We start from the raw sequence: 14,498 nt of genomic DNA, 5'->3' as shown, positions 1-14,498 counted from the left end.
CCTTGCCTTAATTACCACGGGACGAGAGCTGCGAGCGACGGGAAGACGGTCTCGAAGGCGGCGAACCCCCGAAAGCCGTAGCCGAACACGAGTGCCGACGGAATCGCGGCCCCGACGGTCGCTCGGACGAGCGAGGTGTTATGTACCTCGCTCGTCCCGACAGTGAGCAGTATCGCCCCGTACAGTGTGCAAGCTGCGCGTAACTCGGGAAACGGGAGTCCGGCGAACAGACAGGGTGCGACTGCGTAGCCGATGACCTGTACCGTCTCGCTGATACCTGCCCGGTCTGGAACGACCAGTAGGAGAACAACCGTCTGTAGCGCCGCCGTAAGATGGAGCACGGCGGGCGCGACAAACAAACCGACCGCGAGAATGATGAACAGTTTCGAGAGAAGCGAATCGCCGCCTACGGTTCCGCCGACAGCGGACCCACCGAAAACCATCCGTGAGGTGACTTCTATCACCGTCACGAGGACGCCAAACACCAATCCGGGTGCTTGGTCGCCCGGCGCAACACCGACGTTGAAAAACCGACGCGGTCGTAGCATCACCTCGACCCACGCACGGACGATCGCCTGCGGTCCGCGGTCGCGCCCACCCGTCGGATTTTCGACCCACTGAGTCACGGTTCTTCTTAGTCGGTTCGGAGGGTATGACAGTTCCGACAGCGCGCTTCGTAGGACTCCTGTGCGCCGACCAGGATCGTCGGGTCGTCGGTGTGCGCTGGTTCCCCGTCGATGAGACGCTGGTTTCGCGTCGCTGGTTCTCCACACTTCGCACAGATGGCTTGGAGTTTCTCGACGTACTCGGAGACCGAGATGAGTTGCGGGAGCGGATCGAACGGTTCGCCTCGGAAAGTTTGGTCAGTTCCACTGATGACGACTCGCCGTTCGTCCTCGGCGAGTCGTTCACAGACCGCGACGATTTCTGAGGAGAAGAAGTTCGCTTCGTCGATAGCGACGACCTGTTCGCCGTTCAGCTTCTCGGGAATCTCCCATACGCCGTCGTCGTCGGGGTCGACGACGGTTGCCTCCCACGAACTCCCATCGTGAGACCCGACCGTGTCCTCGCCATATCTGTCGTCCAATGCCGGTTTGAACACGGCGACTTCCTGTCCCGCGATTTCCGCCCTGCGGAGCCGACGGAGCAGTTCCTCGGTTTTCCCGGAGAACATACAGCCGGTGATGACCTCCACCCACCCACTGTTCGTGATTTTGTGCATATCCGAACTGCGCTCAATCCTGCGTCAAAAGGGTTGCTTATTCAATCGACTGCTCCGATGTTTTCTTCGCTCTCGAAACTCGCCGGGCAAGCTTCGATTTTGGAGTACCGCACGACCTGCTCCCCGAGTGTAGCCACACGGGTCGCCAGTTCGTCGTCCGTGAATTTTCCGTTTCGAACCGCGCTGTGTGACTGTGGCACGGCGGCCTCGTACGGGAGTACCCAGGCATCGAGCGCTCGGCAGACCGACCGGAGATGGTCCATCGCGGTAATCGGAAACCGTCCGCCTGCCACGGCGAGCAAGCCGACCGTCTTCTGTTCGAACTCGTCGAATCCACAATAGTCGAGTGCCGTCTTCAGCACCGACGAGTACGACCCATGATACATCGGCGTTCCAAGGACGACGGCATCCGCCTCGCGTACCCGACGTTTGAGTTCCACTGCATCACCCGCCATCCGGTCGTTCGGGTCGTACAGTGGGAGGTCGAACTCGCGCAAATCGAGGAGGTCGCCGGTTCCACCCGCCCGTTCCGCTCCTGAGAGTGCCTGCTCCAGCGAGGTTCGGGTTGCACTGCTATCCCGGAGACTGCCGCAGATCGCGACGATGCGTGGTTCGTTCGGCATGGAACACGATAGGCGTGGAAAATGAATATAGCTACGTGTCAAATAGATTGTTCCCCTACTGTCTGAGACTGGCGACCCACTCTCCACTGTCGCCGTCTTCCCCGCCCTCCAATTTCACCAGCCCGTCGCCGTCCAAATCCGAACACAACTCGCGAAGCCACTCCTCGCCGTGTTCGCCGCCGTAATCGACGCGGACGCGCGGTCCGAGTTTCGAGAGCGGAAGTTCGTCGTACTCCTTCAGAATCGAGATGACGCGCCCGCGGAACTGCCTTCGAGAGCCGTCGAATTTCGGCTGTGTTGGAACGTCGGGGGCGGTAAAGTCGCCGATTTCGTATGCGTGACACCACTCGCGCCACGGGCATCCAGCGGCGTCGCAGGACGGTGTTTTCTCGCAGGCGACCCCTCCGAGTTCCATGATGGCGTTGTTCCAGACGCGCGAGCCGCCGTCCGGCATGAGTTCGCTCGCGGCCTCCTCGAAGGCGGTGTCGTCGTCCGGTACGTCGAAGGCGCGGTAGAGGACGCGCTTGACGTTCGTATCGACCACGGCGTTCCCGTTGTTGAAGGCGAACGAGGCGACCGCGTTCGCGGTGTAGGGGCCGACACCCTGGAGGTTTTGGAGTTCCTCGGGTGTCTCGGGGAATTCGCCGTCGTACTCAGCCGTGACCTGTTTCGCCGACTCGTGGAGATATTTCGCCCGGTTGTTGTAACCGAGGCTGTGACTCGTCCAGAAGCCGACCACGTCCGAGCGGTCCGCGTCCGCGAGGGCCGTGGCGGTCGGCCAACGGTCGAGAAACGCCTCCCACGCGGTGACGACGCGTCCGAGTTGCGTCTGCTGGCTCATCACCTCGGAAACGAGGATGGCGTAGGGGTTGTCCGTTTCGCGCCACGGGAACGTCCGGTGGTCGTCTTCGTACCACGAGACGAGGGTGTCGCGCACCGCTTCGATATCGTCAGGTAGCGACCACGACGTGTCGGTCATTACCGGCGCTTTGGGCGGGTTCGGTTTACCGGTAGCGATTCGGGAAGGCGTATCCTCCCGTTCGACCCGCCACGCCGATACCACGAGAACGCGTGACACGCGGAATCGAACAACCTGAAGGCTTATTGCCCGGTCGTCTCAATCTTCGGAAAATGCGCGTACGGCCCTCCACACTTTTTCTCATCGGCGTGGGTATCATCGTTGTCCCCGTTGCGCCGGTCGTCTTCTTCCGTAGTCCGACCGCGTGGCTGGCGCTGGGTGGTGCGTTCATTCTCGCCGGAATCGGAACGGCGCTCCACCGAAACCGCAGACCCCGGTCGGCGCGCGAGTCGAGCCCACAGTCCCAGCACTTTATCATCTGTCCGTACTGTGCGACCCGCAACTTCGCGAGCAGGGACGTCTGTCGATACTGCGACGAGGAGTTTTAGCGCGACCCGAGAGCGAAAGCGGTATCCCGCGCCCGCTCTACCTCCCGGCCATGAGCCTGGACGACCTGAACGACGATGTAAAATCCGCCTACACCGACCTCGACGACGAACTATCGGTCTCACTCGATCGGGAAACGCGCAACGAACTCGCCATGCTCTCCGCGTCGCTCGACCCCGACGACCCCGACGAACTGGTTCGCAGGGCGGTTCATCTGCTCTTCCAATCGACCGTCGAAACCGGGAAACTGGATTTCCATCTCCGAAACGCCTACGACGTAACGTACGACGAGTATCTCTCGGGAATGACCTTCGAGGAGATGACTGGTGCGACCCAGTATCCCCAGCGGGACGATGAGCGCCGCTATCAGTTCTAACCGACGACTTCACTCGTGGACGTGCCCGAACACCACGGTCTCGCCTCGGGGCGTCCATTCGACGAACCCCTGCTCGGCGAGTTTCGGGAGGTGATTGTGTCGGAGTGCGACCCGTGCTCGGTGTTCGTCCGCCTCGACATCCGTCGTGACGAGGTGCGTAGCCAACTCTCCCACCGTGGTTCGGCTATCTACTTCGTATCCGTAGCCGAGGACGGCACGTCGATGCTCCGACGCCAACGTTTCGTACACCTCCGAAGGAAGACGAAGGAGCGCGTTCACTCCGAACGTCCCTACTGCCTCCTTCAATGAGGTTCCGGCCCCATCTTGCGCTCGAACATCGGTATGGTCGTTTCGTTGGTCGTCTCGCATTCTGGCCATCGTATTCAGTACGAGTAGGTTGACGAGAATAGGGCCATTGCCTGTTATTACAACCTCCTTTAACCCGATCGTTCTTCCCGAGTGCTCGCTTCGAGGAGCACTGACTCGAGCACCGAACCGGCACCACGCCGCACACGTTCCGACACGGATTGCTGTGTGACGCCGATTTCGTCCGCGAGTTCGCCGAGTGTGACTCCGCGAGGAACATCGAAGTAGCCCTGTTCGACTGCTAAAACGAGCGTTTCCCTCTGTTCTGCCGTCAGCCCGAAATCGTTTCGAACGGTGTCCGTTTCCGTCGTCACTCGATCGAGATGAAAGTCGATATCGTGTTCTATACAGTACTCCTGAAATTCGGAGAGCGCGCTATGATCGTTGAATCGGAGCCGAAACCGCCACTGATCGTTCCCCTGCGCTTCGAGGATGGTCGCACCCACCTCGGCGATACCGTAAATGAGGCTTTCGACCGCCTTGCTCCATTCGACTCGATAGAGCACCCGATTTTTGACTCTATCCAGTGAGACGAGGTTCTTGACGTTCGGGTTCGACTGTACGTCCCGCTCGAATGCCTCGAACTCGGTGCCGATGGCCCAAAAAAACGGGAGCACTTGGCGCGACGCCGGAACCACTCGTTCGAGTTCGACGTAAACGTCAGTGTCGGTAAGCAGGGCAGTTCCAAGCAGGAACTCTTCACTAGGGATCGAGAGATCGGTCGTGACGCTCATACGGAGGGGACGCCACGGGAGAACATAGCCTTGTGTGGGCTTATGCCGCGTCCTCAATGGCGTCGAGAAGGAGGTTGACGCCGATGTCGATCTCACGCTCGGTCACGTCGAGCGGCGGGAGGATGCGGAGCGTTTTGTACCCACAGCCGAGGGTAAGTAGGCCGCGCGAAAGCGCACCGTCTACGACTGCCTCTCTGCGGTCTTTCGTGTCGAACTCGACGGCGAGCATCAGGCCGCGTCCCCGAACGTCGATGACGTTCTCGGGGTTCGCATCTTCGATGAGTTCCCGTGCCTGTTGTCCGCGCGCATCGACGTTCGCGAGAAGGTCGTACTCCTGAATCGCATCCATCGTGAGGACGCCCTGGAGGGACGAGAGCACGTCGCCAGCACCCCACGTGGAGGAGAGTCGGCCTTTTTCCTCGGGGAACACGTCCGAACGCGAGATGGTGGCACCGACGCGGAGGCCCTTCGCGCTGGTGATAACGTCCGGTTCGAGGTCGAGGTGGTCGATTGCCCACATTTCGCCCGTTCGTCCCATGCCCGACTGGATTTCGTCCGCGATGACGTTGATGTCGTAGGTCGCTCGAATTTCGGCGATGTCCGCAACGAACTGGGGATTCGGAACGCGGTAGCCTCCCTCCCCCTGTACGGGTTCGAGGATGATGTACGAGACTTCTTCCGGATCGATAACGCCCTGTGCGGGGTCGAGTTTGTCGGCGATGACGTTGCCGCCCGGCCCGTTCGTCCGCCATCCACACTCACATTCCCCCGTGCAGGAGCAGTACGGAACGCTCACGACGCCCGGAATCTCGGGATAGCCCTTTCGATGGGCGACTTTCGAGCGGTTGAGCGAGAGCGCGCCGAGCGTCCGACCGTGGAACGCGCCATCGAAGTTGAACGCGCGGTGGCCGCCGCGGTTGTAGCAGATTTTGATCGCGTTTTCGACGGCTTCCGCGCCGGAGTTCGACAGAAAAACCGTGTCCATGTCGTAGTGACTCGTCGCATCGACGAGTCGCTCCATCAGTTGCGTCGGCCCAGGGAACTCCGGGTCTTCCGGTGGCCATCCACCGGCGGCATAGAAGTCCTGTCCCGCGATTTTCGTCGGGTCTGGGAGATCGAATGCACGGATTTTGTCCATGATCTTCGGATTGTTGTACCCCAGCGGGGCGGCGGCAACATGACTAGTAAAATCGAGGAGAACGTTGCCATCGACATCGGTACAGAACGGCCCAGTCGCGTCTTCGGTGATGTCCCAGACGAAATCGTACACGTACGTCGTCGGGGCGGCGAACTGGTGATGGTAGTCGGACCACTGTTTTGCTTTCTTTCCGGGCATCTCCCGGACCTGTGGCTCGGCTGTTTCCCGGTCCATGCTTCCGCTACGAAAAGGTCCGGTTTAAATAGTTCGTTATGAATTCTCACACGACGGCGACGACTGCAGTTACGGCCGACCCAGCGAGCAAGACGCCACTCCATATCGCGATTCGATAGGCGAACTCTCGGTTCGGTGACGAGATTGTGAGCGCCGCTTTGACGATGATGCTGGATGCGGTCGCCAGCAGAATACCGAAAACCGCGGTTTGTTGGTCTAAGTTTCCACCACTGTAGAGGGTCACCGCGGACGCGGTGACGCCCGCGCTCGAAACGAGCCCCGAAAGCAGGGCCGTGATGTAAAACCCGGTTTGTCCGAACTGGCTTTTCGCCAACGCACCACCGATCACGACGAGCAGAAAGATGGCGCCGAAACCGAGGACGTTCCGAAGGGAGAACGGACTTTCGAGGTCGAGATCCATCTGTTGTGACCAGTCCGCCGAATAGGCTGCTATCGCGACGCTCCCGACGATTATTGTCCCGAGAGGGATGATCGCACCGTACAGCGTTTTGTCCGGATTTCCGACGGTGAACGCCAGCGCGATAACGAGGTTTCGAACCGCCATGGCGGCGTCGGCAAGCAGGATAGCGGCGACGCCGTAGGAAGCCGCCTCCGGTCGCTGACGGATGTGGTCCAGCATGGTACCGACGACGGCGGTCGAGGATGCCAAACCGCCGAAAAAGCCGGTAACCGCGATACCGCGGCCACCGTACGTTTCGACGATTGCGTAGTTGGCGATTCCGATCCCGGCCACCGTGACGACCATCAGCCAGACGAGACGGGGACTCACCATGACACCACCGAACTCGATCTCACCTGGCGGAAGCAGGGGATAGATGACGAACGCGAGGATGGCGAACTCCCCCGCTGACCGAAGTTCTTCGCGCGACATCCCCCATGCGAAACTGTGAAGCTCGCGCTTCAAGACGAGGAGGAGCGACGACACGACGGCGACGGTGACCCCGACGAGGATGAAGCCTTCGGCGACGAGGACGCCGACGCCGAACGTCACGAGCATCGAAACGGAGGTCGTGAGGGATAATCCCGTATCCTCCTCGTCGTCCATCAATCCCTGTACTGCGAGGAGGATTCCCTGAACGATGACGAGGAGACCGCCGAGTGCGAGCAGGATATCCTTGTTGACGATGGTGAAGGCTGCACCGAGAAGGCTGATGAGTGTAAACGTCCGAATTCCAGCGGATTTTTGTGACCATTCGCGCTCCAGTCCGAGAAAAAGACCTAACGCTCCCGCGATGGCGATACGGACGACGTGGCTGTCCAACGTCGCCGATGCGAGGACGTTTTCCAATCCATTCACTCTGTAGAATAGATAGTCGTGCGGATAAAAGAATTGCTGCCATCGCCACGCGTTGCGCGAAATCTTTATATTCTGCGAACAAACTTCACCCGTATGGTCAGCGGATGGAATATTGACAAATCTCGTGCCGCATGGTGGTCAGCGGGTGCGGCACTCGGACTGGCGGCGCTGTACGTCGTCTACTCGTTTATCGGGACCTTCGTCTTCGGTCTCTTTCTCTACTACGCGACCCGTCCGGTGTACCGGCGTCTGAAGCGACGCATCAGACCGCCAAGTCTCGCTGCCGCGGTTGCGCTATTGGCACTCGCACTTCCCGCGATTTTGCTCATCGTCTACACGCTCGCCATCGCGGTGCAGGAGCTTTCCACCGTCGCGCAGACGACGAACGTAGCAACGCTTCCGGAACCGATCCAGCAGTACGCGAACGTTTCCCAGATCGCCCAGCATCCCGAAGCGTTCCTCACCGACGGGAACAACACGAAACTGATCGAACAGGCCTTCGGTTCGGTGCTCAAGTACCTCACTTTCATCGGAAGCGGTGCCCTGCATCTGTTCGTGATGATCGCCATCGCGTTCTACCTGCTCCGTGACGACCACAAACTTTCGCGATGGTTTCACCGGACGTTCTCCGACAGCGAGGGCGTCCTCGAAACGTACGTCCAGCGTGTCGATACCGATTTCAACAGCATCTTCTTCGGCAACATCCTGAACGCCTTCATGACTGGGACTATCGGTGCGATTTCGTACAACGTGCTCGACGCAGTCGCACCTGTCGGGTTGGGAATCCCGTATCCAACCGTCGTCGGGTTGTTGACGGGTGTCGCCAGCCTCATCCCGGTGGTCGGAATGAAGCTCGTCTACTTTCCGGTCACCGCGATTATCGGCGCGAACGCACTGATGGATGGCGACCCCGGGGTACTGTGGTTCCCCGCGGTGTTCGCGCTCGTCTCGTTCGTTATCGTGGACACCATTCCGGATCTCATTCTGCGTCCGTACGTTTCGGGGCGAAACCTCCACGTCGGGATGGTGATGTTCGCGTATATCCTCGGTCCATTACTGTTCGGTTGGTACGGTATCTTCCTCGGGCCGATGGTTCTCGTACTCGTCGTCCATTTCGTAGAAGTCGTCCTCCCGGAACTCATCGCTGGCAAGCCGATTCAGCCGTGGGCGGTGGACCCGACCTACATCCGTGGTGGCGACCCCCTCCCGAAACCACCGCGCGACCCGGAAGAGACGGTCGATAGCAGGGAGGCCACCGAGGCCGGAGTAGATACTGATGGGGGACGAGCGGGTAAAGCGGAAGAACGCGAAAAACCAGCCACCGAACCGGCAGAAATGACGCCCACCGACGGGGACGAAACCCGCAATTGATTTCGTGCTCCCCCCGCGAATTTCCCCGGTTGCTAACGAACAAGGACGTTTCAGCGGTCGATGTACTGTCGCTCCCACTTCCGACGCGATTCGAGCACCTTCTCCCCCCGGTCGGTGAGCATATAGTAGTTCGTTCGCTGGTCGCGCTGACCCTTCTCGACCAACGCTTCTTCGACCAGCGTGTCGAGGTTCGGGTACAATCGACCGTGATGAACTTCCGTGTCGTAGTACTGTTCCAAATCCTCCTGAATGGCCAACCCGTGTGGTTCGCCCTGCCCGGCGATCACGTACAAAATATCGCGCTGAAACCCCGTCAGTTCGTCCATTGTCAATATTGTTTTTTATAATTTGAATGAAATAAACATAACGGTCGTCTCATATCGATGATCGGGACTGTATTTATCCCTGTGCGTCGCCTTTGGAGATGTATGCCGGAAGAAGTCCTCTTCGAAACTGAAAACACGCAGAGCCGAACGGACGTTGCTCAGTACCTTCGCACCGTCGCGGACAAACTCGAGAGCGGTGAGCCCATAACGCTGAGTGCTGGGAGTCAATCGGTCACGCTCGACCCACCGACTCGGCCAGTGTTCGAGGTGAAAGCGGAGCGCGAGACGTCTTCATCCGGTCGGAGTGAGCTCAGCATCGAGTTCGAACTCGAATGGAAGGAGGGAGAAGATGGAAGGGACGGATCGCTCGAAATTGAGTAGTTGGGGCTACCCGTGCGAAAAGACGCGTTCGTCGTTATCAGACGGGATATCGTATAACTGGTGAGTAGTCCGAAACGTATCGGCTCGTCCATGTATTACGGTTAGTAGAACAGTACTGTTGCTCGGCAGTTTGCTTCGAAAGGAAAGCGGAACACGCGGGGGCGAAAAGACCCCGCGTACCGCTTGCCGCCCTGAATTGGTCCCCGCTGACGCTTCGGCCCTCCAAAGCGAAGCGTCAACTGCAACAAGACGGTGTAATGACTTAAAGGTAACGATTTAGATAACTCCGGCAGGATGGTCGAAAGAAAGTCAGATATACTCTTCTTCGAGCACCCAACCCAGTGCCCGCTTGTAGTATGTGAACATTTGGCGGATGGCTTCGTGGTTCATCTCCTCGCTTTCGAGTTGTTCTTCGAGGTACTCGTACTGCTCGCGGATTTCCGCTTCGTCTCTCATGCGTGGGCTGTTTATGTTGTCGTTCGGGTTAGCAGTATCGGCGTTTCGGTATCGTGGGCCACGAGTCGATTGTCGGTTCATCCGGACAGTGTCACTTCCGCTCCAAACGGGACAGTCCGTGCCAGATCGCATCGACCATTCGCCCTTCGCCGTCACCCTCGGTATCATCCCACCCGCGAACCAGCGCATCCTCGAGGACGGCGAGCGAATGGTTCTCGAAGTTGTTCATTCCGCGGAAATCTTCGAGGGCATCCCGTTCTTCCTCCCCGAACGTCTCGTCCGGCGTTCCATCGAAAAAGCCGAGTTCGACGAGCGCTGCTCCCACTTCGATGGCAGTTTCACCGGACAGCTCTCGTGTTTCGTCGGGTTCCTCGCGTTCCAACAGGGTCACGTCGTAGATTTTGAACACGCGTTCGAGTTCGTCGATCGGTCGCTCGTGATCGTCTACGCGGACGTCGATCCAGCGGTCGTTGCGCCCGTCGTACCCACCTTCCGGTTTAGCGACGGAGAGTGCCGCGCTCTGTTCGCCGCGCTTGTCGCCGCCTGCTTCATTTCCTGCGTGGAGTGCGGCGATGAGTCGTTCGGGGAGCCCACCACTCGCCTCCTCGAACGTCTCGGCCATCGCCTCCAGCGTTTCGCGGTTCTCCAGAATGTTTCCTTGAACGCTGTAGTTCTCGCCCTGAATGTCGCCCGCGTAATCGAAACAGTCCGCCCCAGTAAAGGCCGCAACTGAGCCATCTTGCCCGACGACCCCGACCTGTCGCGATTCGAACTCCGGGTCCGCTCCGGTGAGTTCCATCACGACTTCCTCGGCGGGTCGTCCCGATCGAAGCAAGTCGAGTCCGTCCGGCCCATAAGCGACGTTCGCGTAGCTCTGTGTAGCTACCGCACCGGCATCGGCACTTACGAAGGGGACGACGGCTCCGACGCTGACGAACTTCGATTGGACGCCGACGCCGACCGCGTTTTGCTCGGGGTCCCGTGCGACGATGGAGAAGGTCGATGGTCGTGGCATACACGTCCCGTGGGAGGGAACCCGGAAAAGCGTTCACCCCTTCCGCGCGGTGAGCGGTTGGCGTGAGACGAGTTCGGCCTCGAACTCGGGGTGTTCCACAAAGTGGTGAACGAGCATGTGTCGTCGCCCGCCGGTCAGTCCACCTTCTTCGGCGTCTTCGGCGGTAAACTCGGCCGGAAGCCGGTCGTACAGTGCTCCAACTGCCCCGAAGCTTTCGAACACTTTGCGGTGACCCGACGACTCCGCACCGCGCCGGGAGACGACGTAACTTCCGTCGTCCCGGTGTTCGCCGACCGTGTTGAGAAACTCGGTGCGCTCGGTCAGTGCCTGTCCGAGCGCCGCTCGCAAACGGTCGGCCTCGCGTCTGGAAAGGTCGTGACGTTCGCCGGAAACGGTTACTGAAACCCCATCTTTCGTGCGCTCGGCGGACACGTGTGACTCGTCTGGGGTGCACGTTTCGGAAGGATTCGGGGTGCTATCCGTCGTCGAGGATTTCTCGACCAGCCGCCACGGGGCGACTTACTCTATCCTCGGAGTGAGCATCACTCGACATCGTACTACTACGAAGGGAGAGACGACGCATAAATCTACGGGAGGCGTTTCGGCGGAAAAGCGGTTTCCAAAATCGGTTGCTACTGGCGTCCGTGACCAACCGACGGGGCCAGCGTCTCTCGACGTCGACCACGTGAACGTTTTCACCCCAGCACCACAAGGGGTGGGTATGAAGGTTCGTGGAACCCGCGAGTGCCAAAGCTGTGGGACACGGTGGACGTACTACGAGACGGGAAGCGTCGCCTGTCCGAACTGTGAAAGCATGCGGAGCGTCGGACTCGAAGATAACCGGGTCCAGCACACGGATAGTCCCGTGACCCTCGAACTGTCGAACGCACGTGAGGCCGTCGATTCGGAACCCCTGCGGGAAGTCGCTACGCTGGCGGCGGATGCAGCAGGCGAGTACGTCAGAAAACGCGGGTTCATCAAGGGTGGAGAGCTCCGCCCGTTGGACGATCGATATCTCGCGGCACAGGAGCTGCGCCACGCGTCGGACGTGTTTTCTCGAACGCTCCAGATAGCCGACGACGAGGAACTGTACTTCCTCTCACTGCTCCGCGAAGCAGACGCAGGAGAGCGTCCCCCAATCGAGGACGTGCCGCAGTCCATGCACGACGTTCGCGGACTCGCCGATGCGGAAGCACTCCACGATTACTATCAGGAGATGAGCGACTGGGTGCGGGAACACGAGGTGAGCCGTCCCGGGCGAAACACGCTCGAAACACTCGGCGAACACGTCAGGCGCGCACGTGCTCTCGAAGGTGGGCTGGATATCGAAACGACGAGCATACTCATCGAGACGACGCGCGAGCTCGCGCGCTCCGTTCGAGAGGGCGACGAGGATGGGATAGTGAGTGCACGCGAACGGCTCGGTCGAATCGACTAAGTATCGAGTCGGCGGCTGTATATCACATATCGATTCCACATTGGACGAGATATTTTATCTGTAAGGTAGAAAGATTAAATATAATTTGCCCCCATTGGAGATACGGAATAATGGACTATTCACGACGAACGTTCCTCAAAGGCGCAACTACGAGCATCGCGACCATCGGTAGTCTCGGAGCGCTATCCAGCACGGGTGCTGCAGCACGATACTCCATCGATAGCGATCTCACGAATACGGAGGACATCTCCGGCGGTGACCTCGATTATGCGATTCGACAGGTTCGATCCGACAGCCCGCTCATCGGGCTCGGCGATACGTGGATCGACGTCAGCTATCAAGAAGGTATCAATCCGGTGTATATGGCCGCCCATGCCGCGTGGGAGTCGGCATGGGGAACCAGCAACATTGCACAGGACAAGAACAACATCTACGGCTGGAAAGCCTACGATAGCTGTCCGTACTCCTGTGCTGAATCGTTCTCCACGAAGTCACAGTGTATTCGACAGGTCATGCCGGTCATACGGGACGAATATTTGACCCCCGGCGGCGACCACTACTACTCGTCGTACGGGCCGACGCTTCGGGGCATGAATCAGGACTACGCAACAGACATCAGCTGGGCCGAAGGTATCCGCGACGTGATGAATTCGCTTGCGGACCACATTGATTTCGGTGGCGGCGGTGGTGGCGGTTCGTACAGCTGGCCGATTTACTCGAACGGCGATGAGGGTGAGGCCGTCTACTCCATCCAGTATCTGCTTCAAGAACACGGCTACGACATCCAGTACCACGACGGGATCTACGGCTCAGAAGTGACGAACACCGTCCAAAGTTTTCAGTCCGCCAACGGGCTCAGCGTGGACGGCGTCGTCGGCCCGAACACGTGGAGCGAACTCGTCGTTACCGTCCAGGACGCAAACAACGACCCGTATTGGGCGACGTATGCCGCCCAGCACCACCTGCGCTACGACGAGGGCTACAGTATCGCCGTAGACGGTTACTACGGTCCGGAAACCGAAAGTGCCATCGAGAGCTTCCAGTCCAGCGCGGGTATCGCAGTGGACGGTATCGTCGGGCCGAACACGTGGCAGGCGCTCGTCGATATCGGCAACTGAGGGAAAACGGTCGCTTCACGGCGTGCGGCTCTTTTGACCGCATCTACGCTACGGCAGTACAACTTCGATTTCGGCCTGCTGACCGGCGGCTTTCACCGTGTTGTACAGCAACATCGCTCGAGTCATCGGTCCGACGCCGCCCGGCACCGGCGTAATCGCGTTCGCTTTCTCCTTCGCACTGCCGAAGTCCACGTCGCCGACGAGTTCGTACCCTTTCTCCGTATCGGCATCCACACGGTTGACGCCGACGTCGATGACGGTCGTGTTCTCCGAGAGCATCGAACCGTCGATGAGTTCCGGAACCCCACAGGCCGCGACGACCACGTCCGCGTCACGAGTTTTTGCGGCGAGGTCGTCTGTGCGGGAGTGACAGACAGTGACAGTCGCGTTTCCGCCATCGGCCTTTTGAATGAGCAAGTTGGCGAGCGGTTTGCCGACGATGTTCGACCGACCGACGATGACCACGTCCTTGCCCTCGGGGTCTACGTCCGCCGATTCGAGGAGCTTTTGCACGCCGTGGGGCGTGCACGGTTTGAACCGTGGATGTCCCGCAACCAACATTCCGACGTTTTCGGGGTGAAAGCCGTCCACGTCCTTCGCCGGGTCGATGGCTCGGATGACCTTTCGCGAATCGACGTGCTCGGGGACGGGCATCTGGACGAGCATTCCGTGAACGTCGGGGTCGGCGTTCAGATCGTCGATGGTGTCGTACAACTCTTCGGCGGGTGCATCGGGATCGATTTCGACGTGAATGCCGTTGATCCCGACCTCCTCACAGTCGCGCTGTTTCATCGAAACGTAGGTCTCGCTCGCGGGGTCGTCGCTCATGAGGACCGTCGCCAATCCCGGTGTAACACCCGCATCTTTCAGTACCCCGATGCTCTCACCGAGGTCAGTTCGAATCCGTTCGGCGACCGCGTTCCCGTCGATGATATCTGCCATTGTCGAATCGTGGGGTACGAATCCCCTTCAACATT

General features: G+C 59.5%; 19 protein-coding genes. 6 read left to right on the top strand and 13 right to left on the bottom strand.

Features of this window, described 5'->3' with window-relative positions; translation table 11 throughout:
* Positions 1-11 precede the first annotated feature (11 nt).
* Genes OOF89_RS02185 through OOF89_RS02170 form a run of 4 tightly spaced genes read right to left on the bottom strand, consistent with a single transcriptional unit; the run spans position 12 to position 2,824 of the window.
* Positions 12-626: a YIP1 family protein gene (locus tag OOF89_RS02185; RefSeq protein WP_266078025.1), complete on the bottom strand. Its 615-nt coding sequence runs from the start codon at positions 624-626 to the stop codon at positions 12-14.
* A gap of 8 nt (positions 627-634) precedes the next feature.
* Complete coding sequence (locus tag OOF89_RS02180; RefSeq protein ID WP_266078024.1) at positions 635-1,222, bottom strand: thymidine kinase; 588 nt, start codon at positions 1,220-1,222, stop codon at positions 635-637.
* A gap of 41 nt (positions 1,223-1,263) precedes the next feature.
* On the bottom strand, positions 1,264-1,845 hold the full coding sequence (locus OOF89_RS02175) for an NADPH-dependent FMN reductase (RefSeq protein WP_266078023.1): 582 nt from the start codon (positions 1,843-1,845) through the stop codon (positions 1,264-1,266).
* Positions 1,846-1,900: 55 nt separating this feature from the next.
* The gene (locus tag OOF89_RS02170) at positions 1,901-2,824 is read right to left on the bottom strand and encodes an HhH-GPD family protein (RefSeq protein WP_266078022.1); all 924 of its coding nucleotides are present in this window, start codon (positions 2,822-2,824) and stop codon (positions 1,901-1,903) included.
* A gap of 152 nt (positions 2,825-2,976) precedes the next feature.
* Here OOF89_RS02170 and OOF89_RS02165 point away from each other — a divergent pair, with 152 nt between their 5' ends.
* Positions 2,977-3,252, top strand: coding sequence for a hypothetical protein (locus tag OOF89_RS02165; protein ID WP_266078021.1), 276 nt, complete (start codon positions 2,977-2,979; stop codon positions 3,250-3,252).
* A gap of 50 nt (positions 3,253-3,302) precedes the next feature.
* Positions 3,303-3,626: a hypothetical protein gene (locus OOF89_RS02160; protein ID WP_266078020.1), complete on the top strand. Its 324-nt coding sequence runs from the start codon at positions 3,303-3,305 to the stop codon at positions 3,624-3,626.
* Between the two features lie 9 nt (positions 3,627-3,635).
* Here the strand turns inward: OOF89_RS02160 and OOF89_RS02155 are convergent, their stop codons facing one another.
* From OOF89_RS02155 to OOF89_RS02140, 4 genes are all read right to left on the bottom strand, one after another.
* Complete coding sequence (locus tag OOF89_RS02155) at positions 3,636-3,995, bottom strand: DUF7344 domain-containing protein (RefSeq protein ID WP_266078019.1); 360 nt, start codon at positions 3,993-3,995, stop codon at positions 3,636-3,638.
* 68 nt (positions 3,996-4,063) lie between these two features.
* Positions 4,064-4,726 (bottom strand): helix-turn-helix domain-containing protein, encoded by a 663-nt coding sequence (locus OOF89_RS02150; RefSeq protein ID WP_266078018.1) that lies wholly within the window; start codon positions 4,724-4,726, stop codon positions 4,064-4,066.
* A 40-nt stretch (positions 4,727-4,766) separates the two neighbouring features.
* On the bottom strand, positions 4,767-6,098 hold the full coding sequence (locus OOF89_RS02145; protein ID WP_266078017.1) for an aminotransferase class III-fold pyridoxal phosphate-dependent enzyme: 1,332 nt from the start codon (positions 6,096-6,098) through the stop codon (positions 4,767-4,769).
* A 46-nt stretch (positions 6,099-6,144) separates the two neighbouring features.
* Positions 6,145-7,416, bottom strand: coding sequence for an MgtC/SapB family protein (locus OOF89_RS02140; RefSeq protein WP_266078016.1), 1,272 nt, complete (start codon positions 7,414-7,416; stop codon positions 6,145-6,147).
* A 93-nt stretch (positions 7,417-7,509) separates the two neighbouring features.
* Here OOF89_RS02140 and OOF89_RS02135 point away from each other — a divergent pair, with 93 nt between their 5' ends.
* Positions 7,510-8,787: an AI-2E family transporter gene (locus tag OOF89_RS02135; protein ID WP_266078015.1), complete on the top strand. Its 1,278-nt coding sequence runs from the start codon at positions 7,510-7,512 to the stop codon at positions 8,785-8,787.
* A 50-nt stretch (positions 8,788-8,837) separates the two neighbouring features.
* On the opposite strand, the gene OOF89_RS02130 is transcribed toward OOF89_RS02135, so the two are convergent.
* On the bottom strand, positions 8,838-9,113 hold the full coding sequence (locus OOF89_RS02130) for a PadR family transcriptional regulator (RefSeq protein ID WP_266079831.1): 276 nt from the start codon (positions 9,111-9,113) through the stop codon (positions 8,838-8,840).
* A gap of 102 nt (positions 9,114-9,215) precedes the next feature.
* Here OOF89_RS02130 and OOF89_RS02125 point away from each other — a divergent pair, with 102 nt between their 5' ends.
* A complete protein-coding gene (locus OOF89_RS02125) occupies positions 9,216-9,494 on the top strand; it encodes an amphi-Trp domain-containing protein (RefSeq protein WP_266078014.1) in 279 nt (92 codons plus the stop codon).
* 309 nt (positions 9,495-9,803) lie between these two features.
* On the opposite strand, the gene OOF89_RS02120 is transcribed toward OOF89_RS02125, so the two are convergent.
* From OOF89_RS02120 to OOF89_RS02110, 3 genes are all read right to left on the bottom strand, one after another.
* The gene (locus OOF89_RS02120) at positions 9,804-9,950 is read right to left on the bottom strand and encodes a hypothetical protein (RefSeq protein WP_266078013.1); all 147 of its coding nucleotides are present in this window, start codon (positions 9,948-9,950) and stop codon (positions 9,804-9,806) included.
* Between the two features lie 91 nt (positions 9,951-10,041).
* The gene (locus tag OOF89_RS02115) at positions 10,042-10,965 is read right to left on the bottom strand and encodes a DUF1028 domain-containing protein (protein WP_266078012.1); all 924 of its coding nucleotides are present in this window, start codon (positions 10,963-10,965) and stop codon (positions 10,042-10,044) included.
* A gap of 33 nt (positions 10,966-10,998) precedes the next feature.
* A complete protein-coding gene (locus OOF89_RS02110) occupies positions 10,999-11,397 on the bottom strand; it encodes a DUF7528 family protein (protein ID WP_266078011.1) in 399 nt (132 codons plus the stop codon).
* 289 nt (positions 11,398-11,686) lie between these two features.
* Here OOF89_RS02110 and OOF89_RS02105 point away from each other — a divergent pair, with 289 nt between their 5' ends.
* Positions 11,687-12,403 (top strand): DUF7117 family protein, encoded by a 717-nt coding sequence (locus tag OOF89_RS02105; protein ID WP_266078010.1) that lies wholly within the window; start codon positions 11,687-11,689, stop codon positions 12,401-12,403.
* Positions 12,404-12,513: 110 nt separating this feature from the next.
* Positions 12,514-13,521, top strand: a complete 1,008-nt coding sequence (locus OOF89_RS02100; protein ID WP_266078009.1) for a peptidoglycan hydrolase — start codon at positions 12,514-12,516, stop codon at positions 13,519-13,521.
* Between the two features lie 48 nt (positions 13,522-13,569).
* Here the strand turns inward: OOF89_RS02100 and OOF89_RS02095 are convergent, their stop codons facing one another.
* Positions 13,570-14,463, bottom strand: a complete 894-nt coding sequence (locus tag OOF89_RS02095) for a bifunctional methylenetetrahydrofolate dehydrogenase/methenyltetrahydrofolate cyclohydrolase (protein ID WP_266078008.1) — start codon at positions 14,461-14,463, stop codon at positions 13,570-13,572.
* Positions 14,464-14,498 lie beyond the last annotated feature (35 nt).

Origin of the sequence: Haladaptatus caseinilyticus (assembly GCF_026248685.1) — an archaeon.
GTDB lineage: Archaea > Halobacteriota > Halobacteria > Halobacteriales > Haladaptataceae > Haladaptatus > Haladaptatus caseinilyticus.
Note: the sequence above shows the minus strand (reverse complement) of the source record. Positions and strands in the feature narration are given on the sequence as shown.

What these genes read in the sequence shown, in the direction of transcription:
- OOF89_RS02180 (WP_266078024.1), bottom strand. Translation starts at nt 1,222, where the DNA reads ATGCACAAAATCACGAACAGTGGGTGGGTGGAGGTCATCACCGGCTGT.
- OOF89_RS02175 (WP_266078023.1), bottom strand. Translation starts at nt 1,845, where the DNA reads ATGCCGAACGAACCACGCATCGTCGCGATCTGCGGCAGTCTCCGGGAT.
- OOF89_RS02170 (WP_266078022.1), bottom strand. Translation starts at nt 2,824, where the DNA reads ATGACCGACACGTCGTGGTCGCTACCTGACGATATCGAAGCGGTGCGC.
- OOF89_RS02165 (WP_266078021.1), top strand. Translation starts at nt 2,977, where the DNA reads ATGCGCGTACGGCCCTCCACACTTTTTCTCATCGGCGTGGGTATCATC.
- OOF89_RS02160 (WP_266078020.1), top strand. Translation starts at nt 3,303, where the DNA reads ATGAGCCTGGACGACCTGAACGACGATGTAAAATCCGCCTACACCGAC.
- OOF89_RS02155 (WP_266078019.1), bottom strand. Translation starts at nt 3,995, where the DNA reads ATGCGAGACGACCAACGAAACGACCATACCGATGTTCGAGCGCAAGAT.
- OOF89_RS02150 (WP_266078018.1), bottom strand. Translation starts at nt 4,726, where the DNA reads ATGAGCGTCACGACCGATCTCTCGATCCCTAGTGAAGAGTTCCTGCTT.
- OOF89_RS02145 (WP_266078017.1), bottom strand. Translation starts at nt 6,098, where the DNA reads ATGGACCGGGAAACAGCCGAGCCACAGGTCCGGGAGATGCCCGGAAAG.
- OOF89_RS02135 (WP_266078015.1), top strand. Translation starts at nt 7,510, where the DNA reads ATGGTCAGCGGATGGAATATTGACAAATCTCGTGCCGCATGGTGGTCA.
- OOF89_RS02130 (WP_266079831.1), bottom strand. Translation starts at nt 9,113, where the DNA reads ATGGACGAACTGACGGGGTTTCAGCGCGATATTTTGTACGTGATCGCC.
- OOF89_RS02125 (WP_266078014.1), top strand. Translation starts at nt 9,216, where the DNA reads ATGCCGGAAGAAGTCCTCTTCGAAACTGAAAACACGCAGAGCCGAACG.
- OOF89_RS02120 (WP_266078013.1), bottom strand. Translation starts at nt 9,950, where the DNA reads ATGAGAGACGAAGCGGAAATCCGCGAGCAGTACGAGTACCTCGAAGAA.
- OOF89_RS02115 (WP_266078012.1), bottom strand. Translation starts at nt 10,965, where the DNA reads ATGCCACGACCATCGACCTTCTCCATCGTCGCACGGGACCCCGAGCAA.
- OOF89_RS02105 (WP_266078010.1), top strand. Translation starts at nt 11,687, where the DNA reads ATGAAGGTTCGTGGAACCCGCGAGTGCCAAAGCTGTGGGACACGGTGG.
- OOF89_RS02100 (WP_266078009.1), top strand. Translation starts at nt 12,514, where the DNA reads ATGGACTATTCACGACGAACGTTCCTCAAAGGCGCAACTACGAGCATC.
- OOF89_RS02095 (WP_266078008.1), bottom strand. Translation starts at nt 14,463, where the DNA reads ATGGCAGATATCATCGACGGGAACGCGGTCGCCGAACGGATTCGAACT.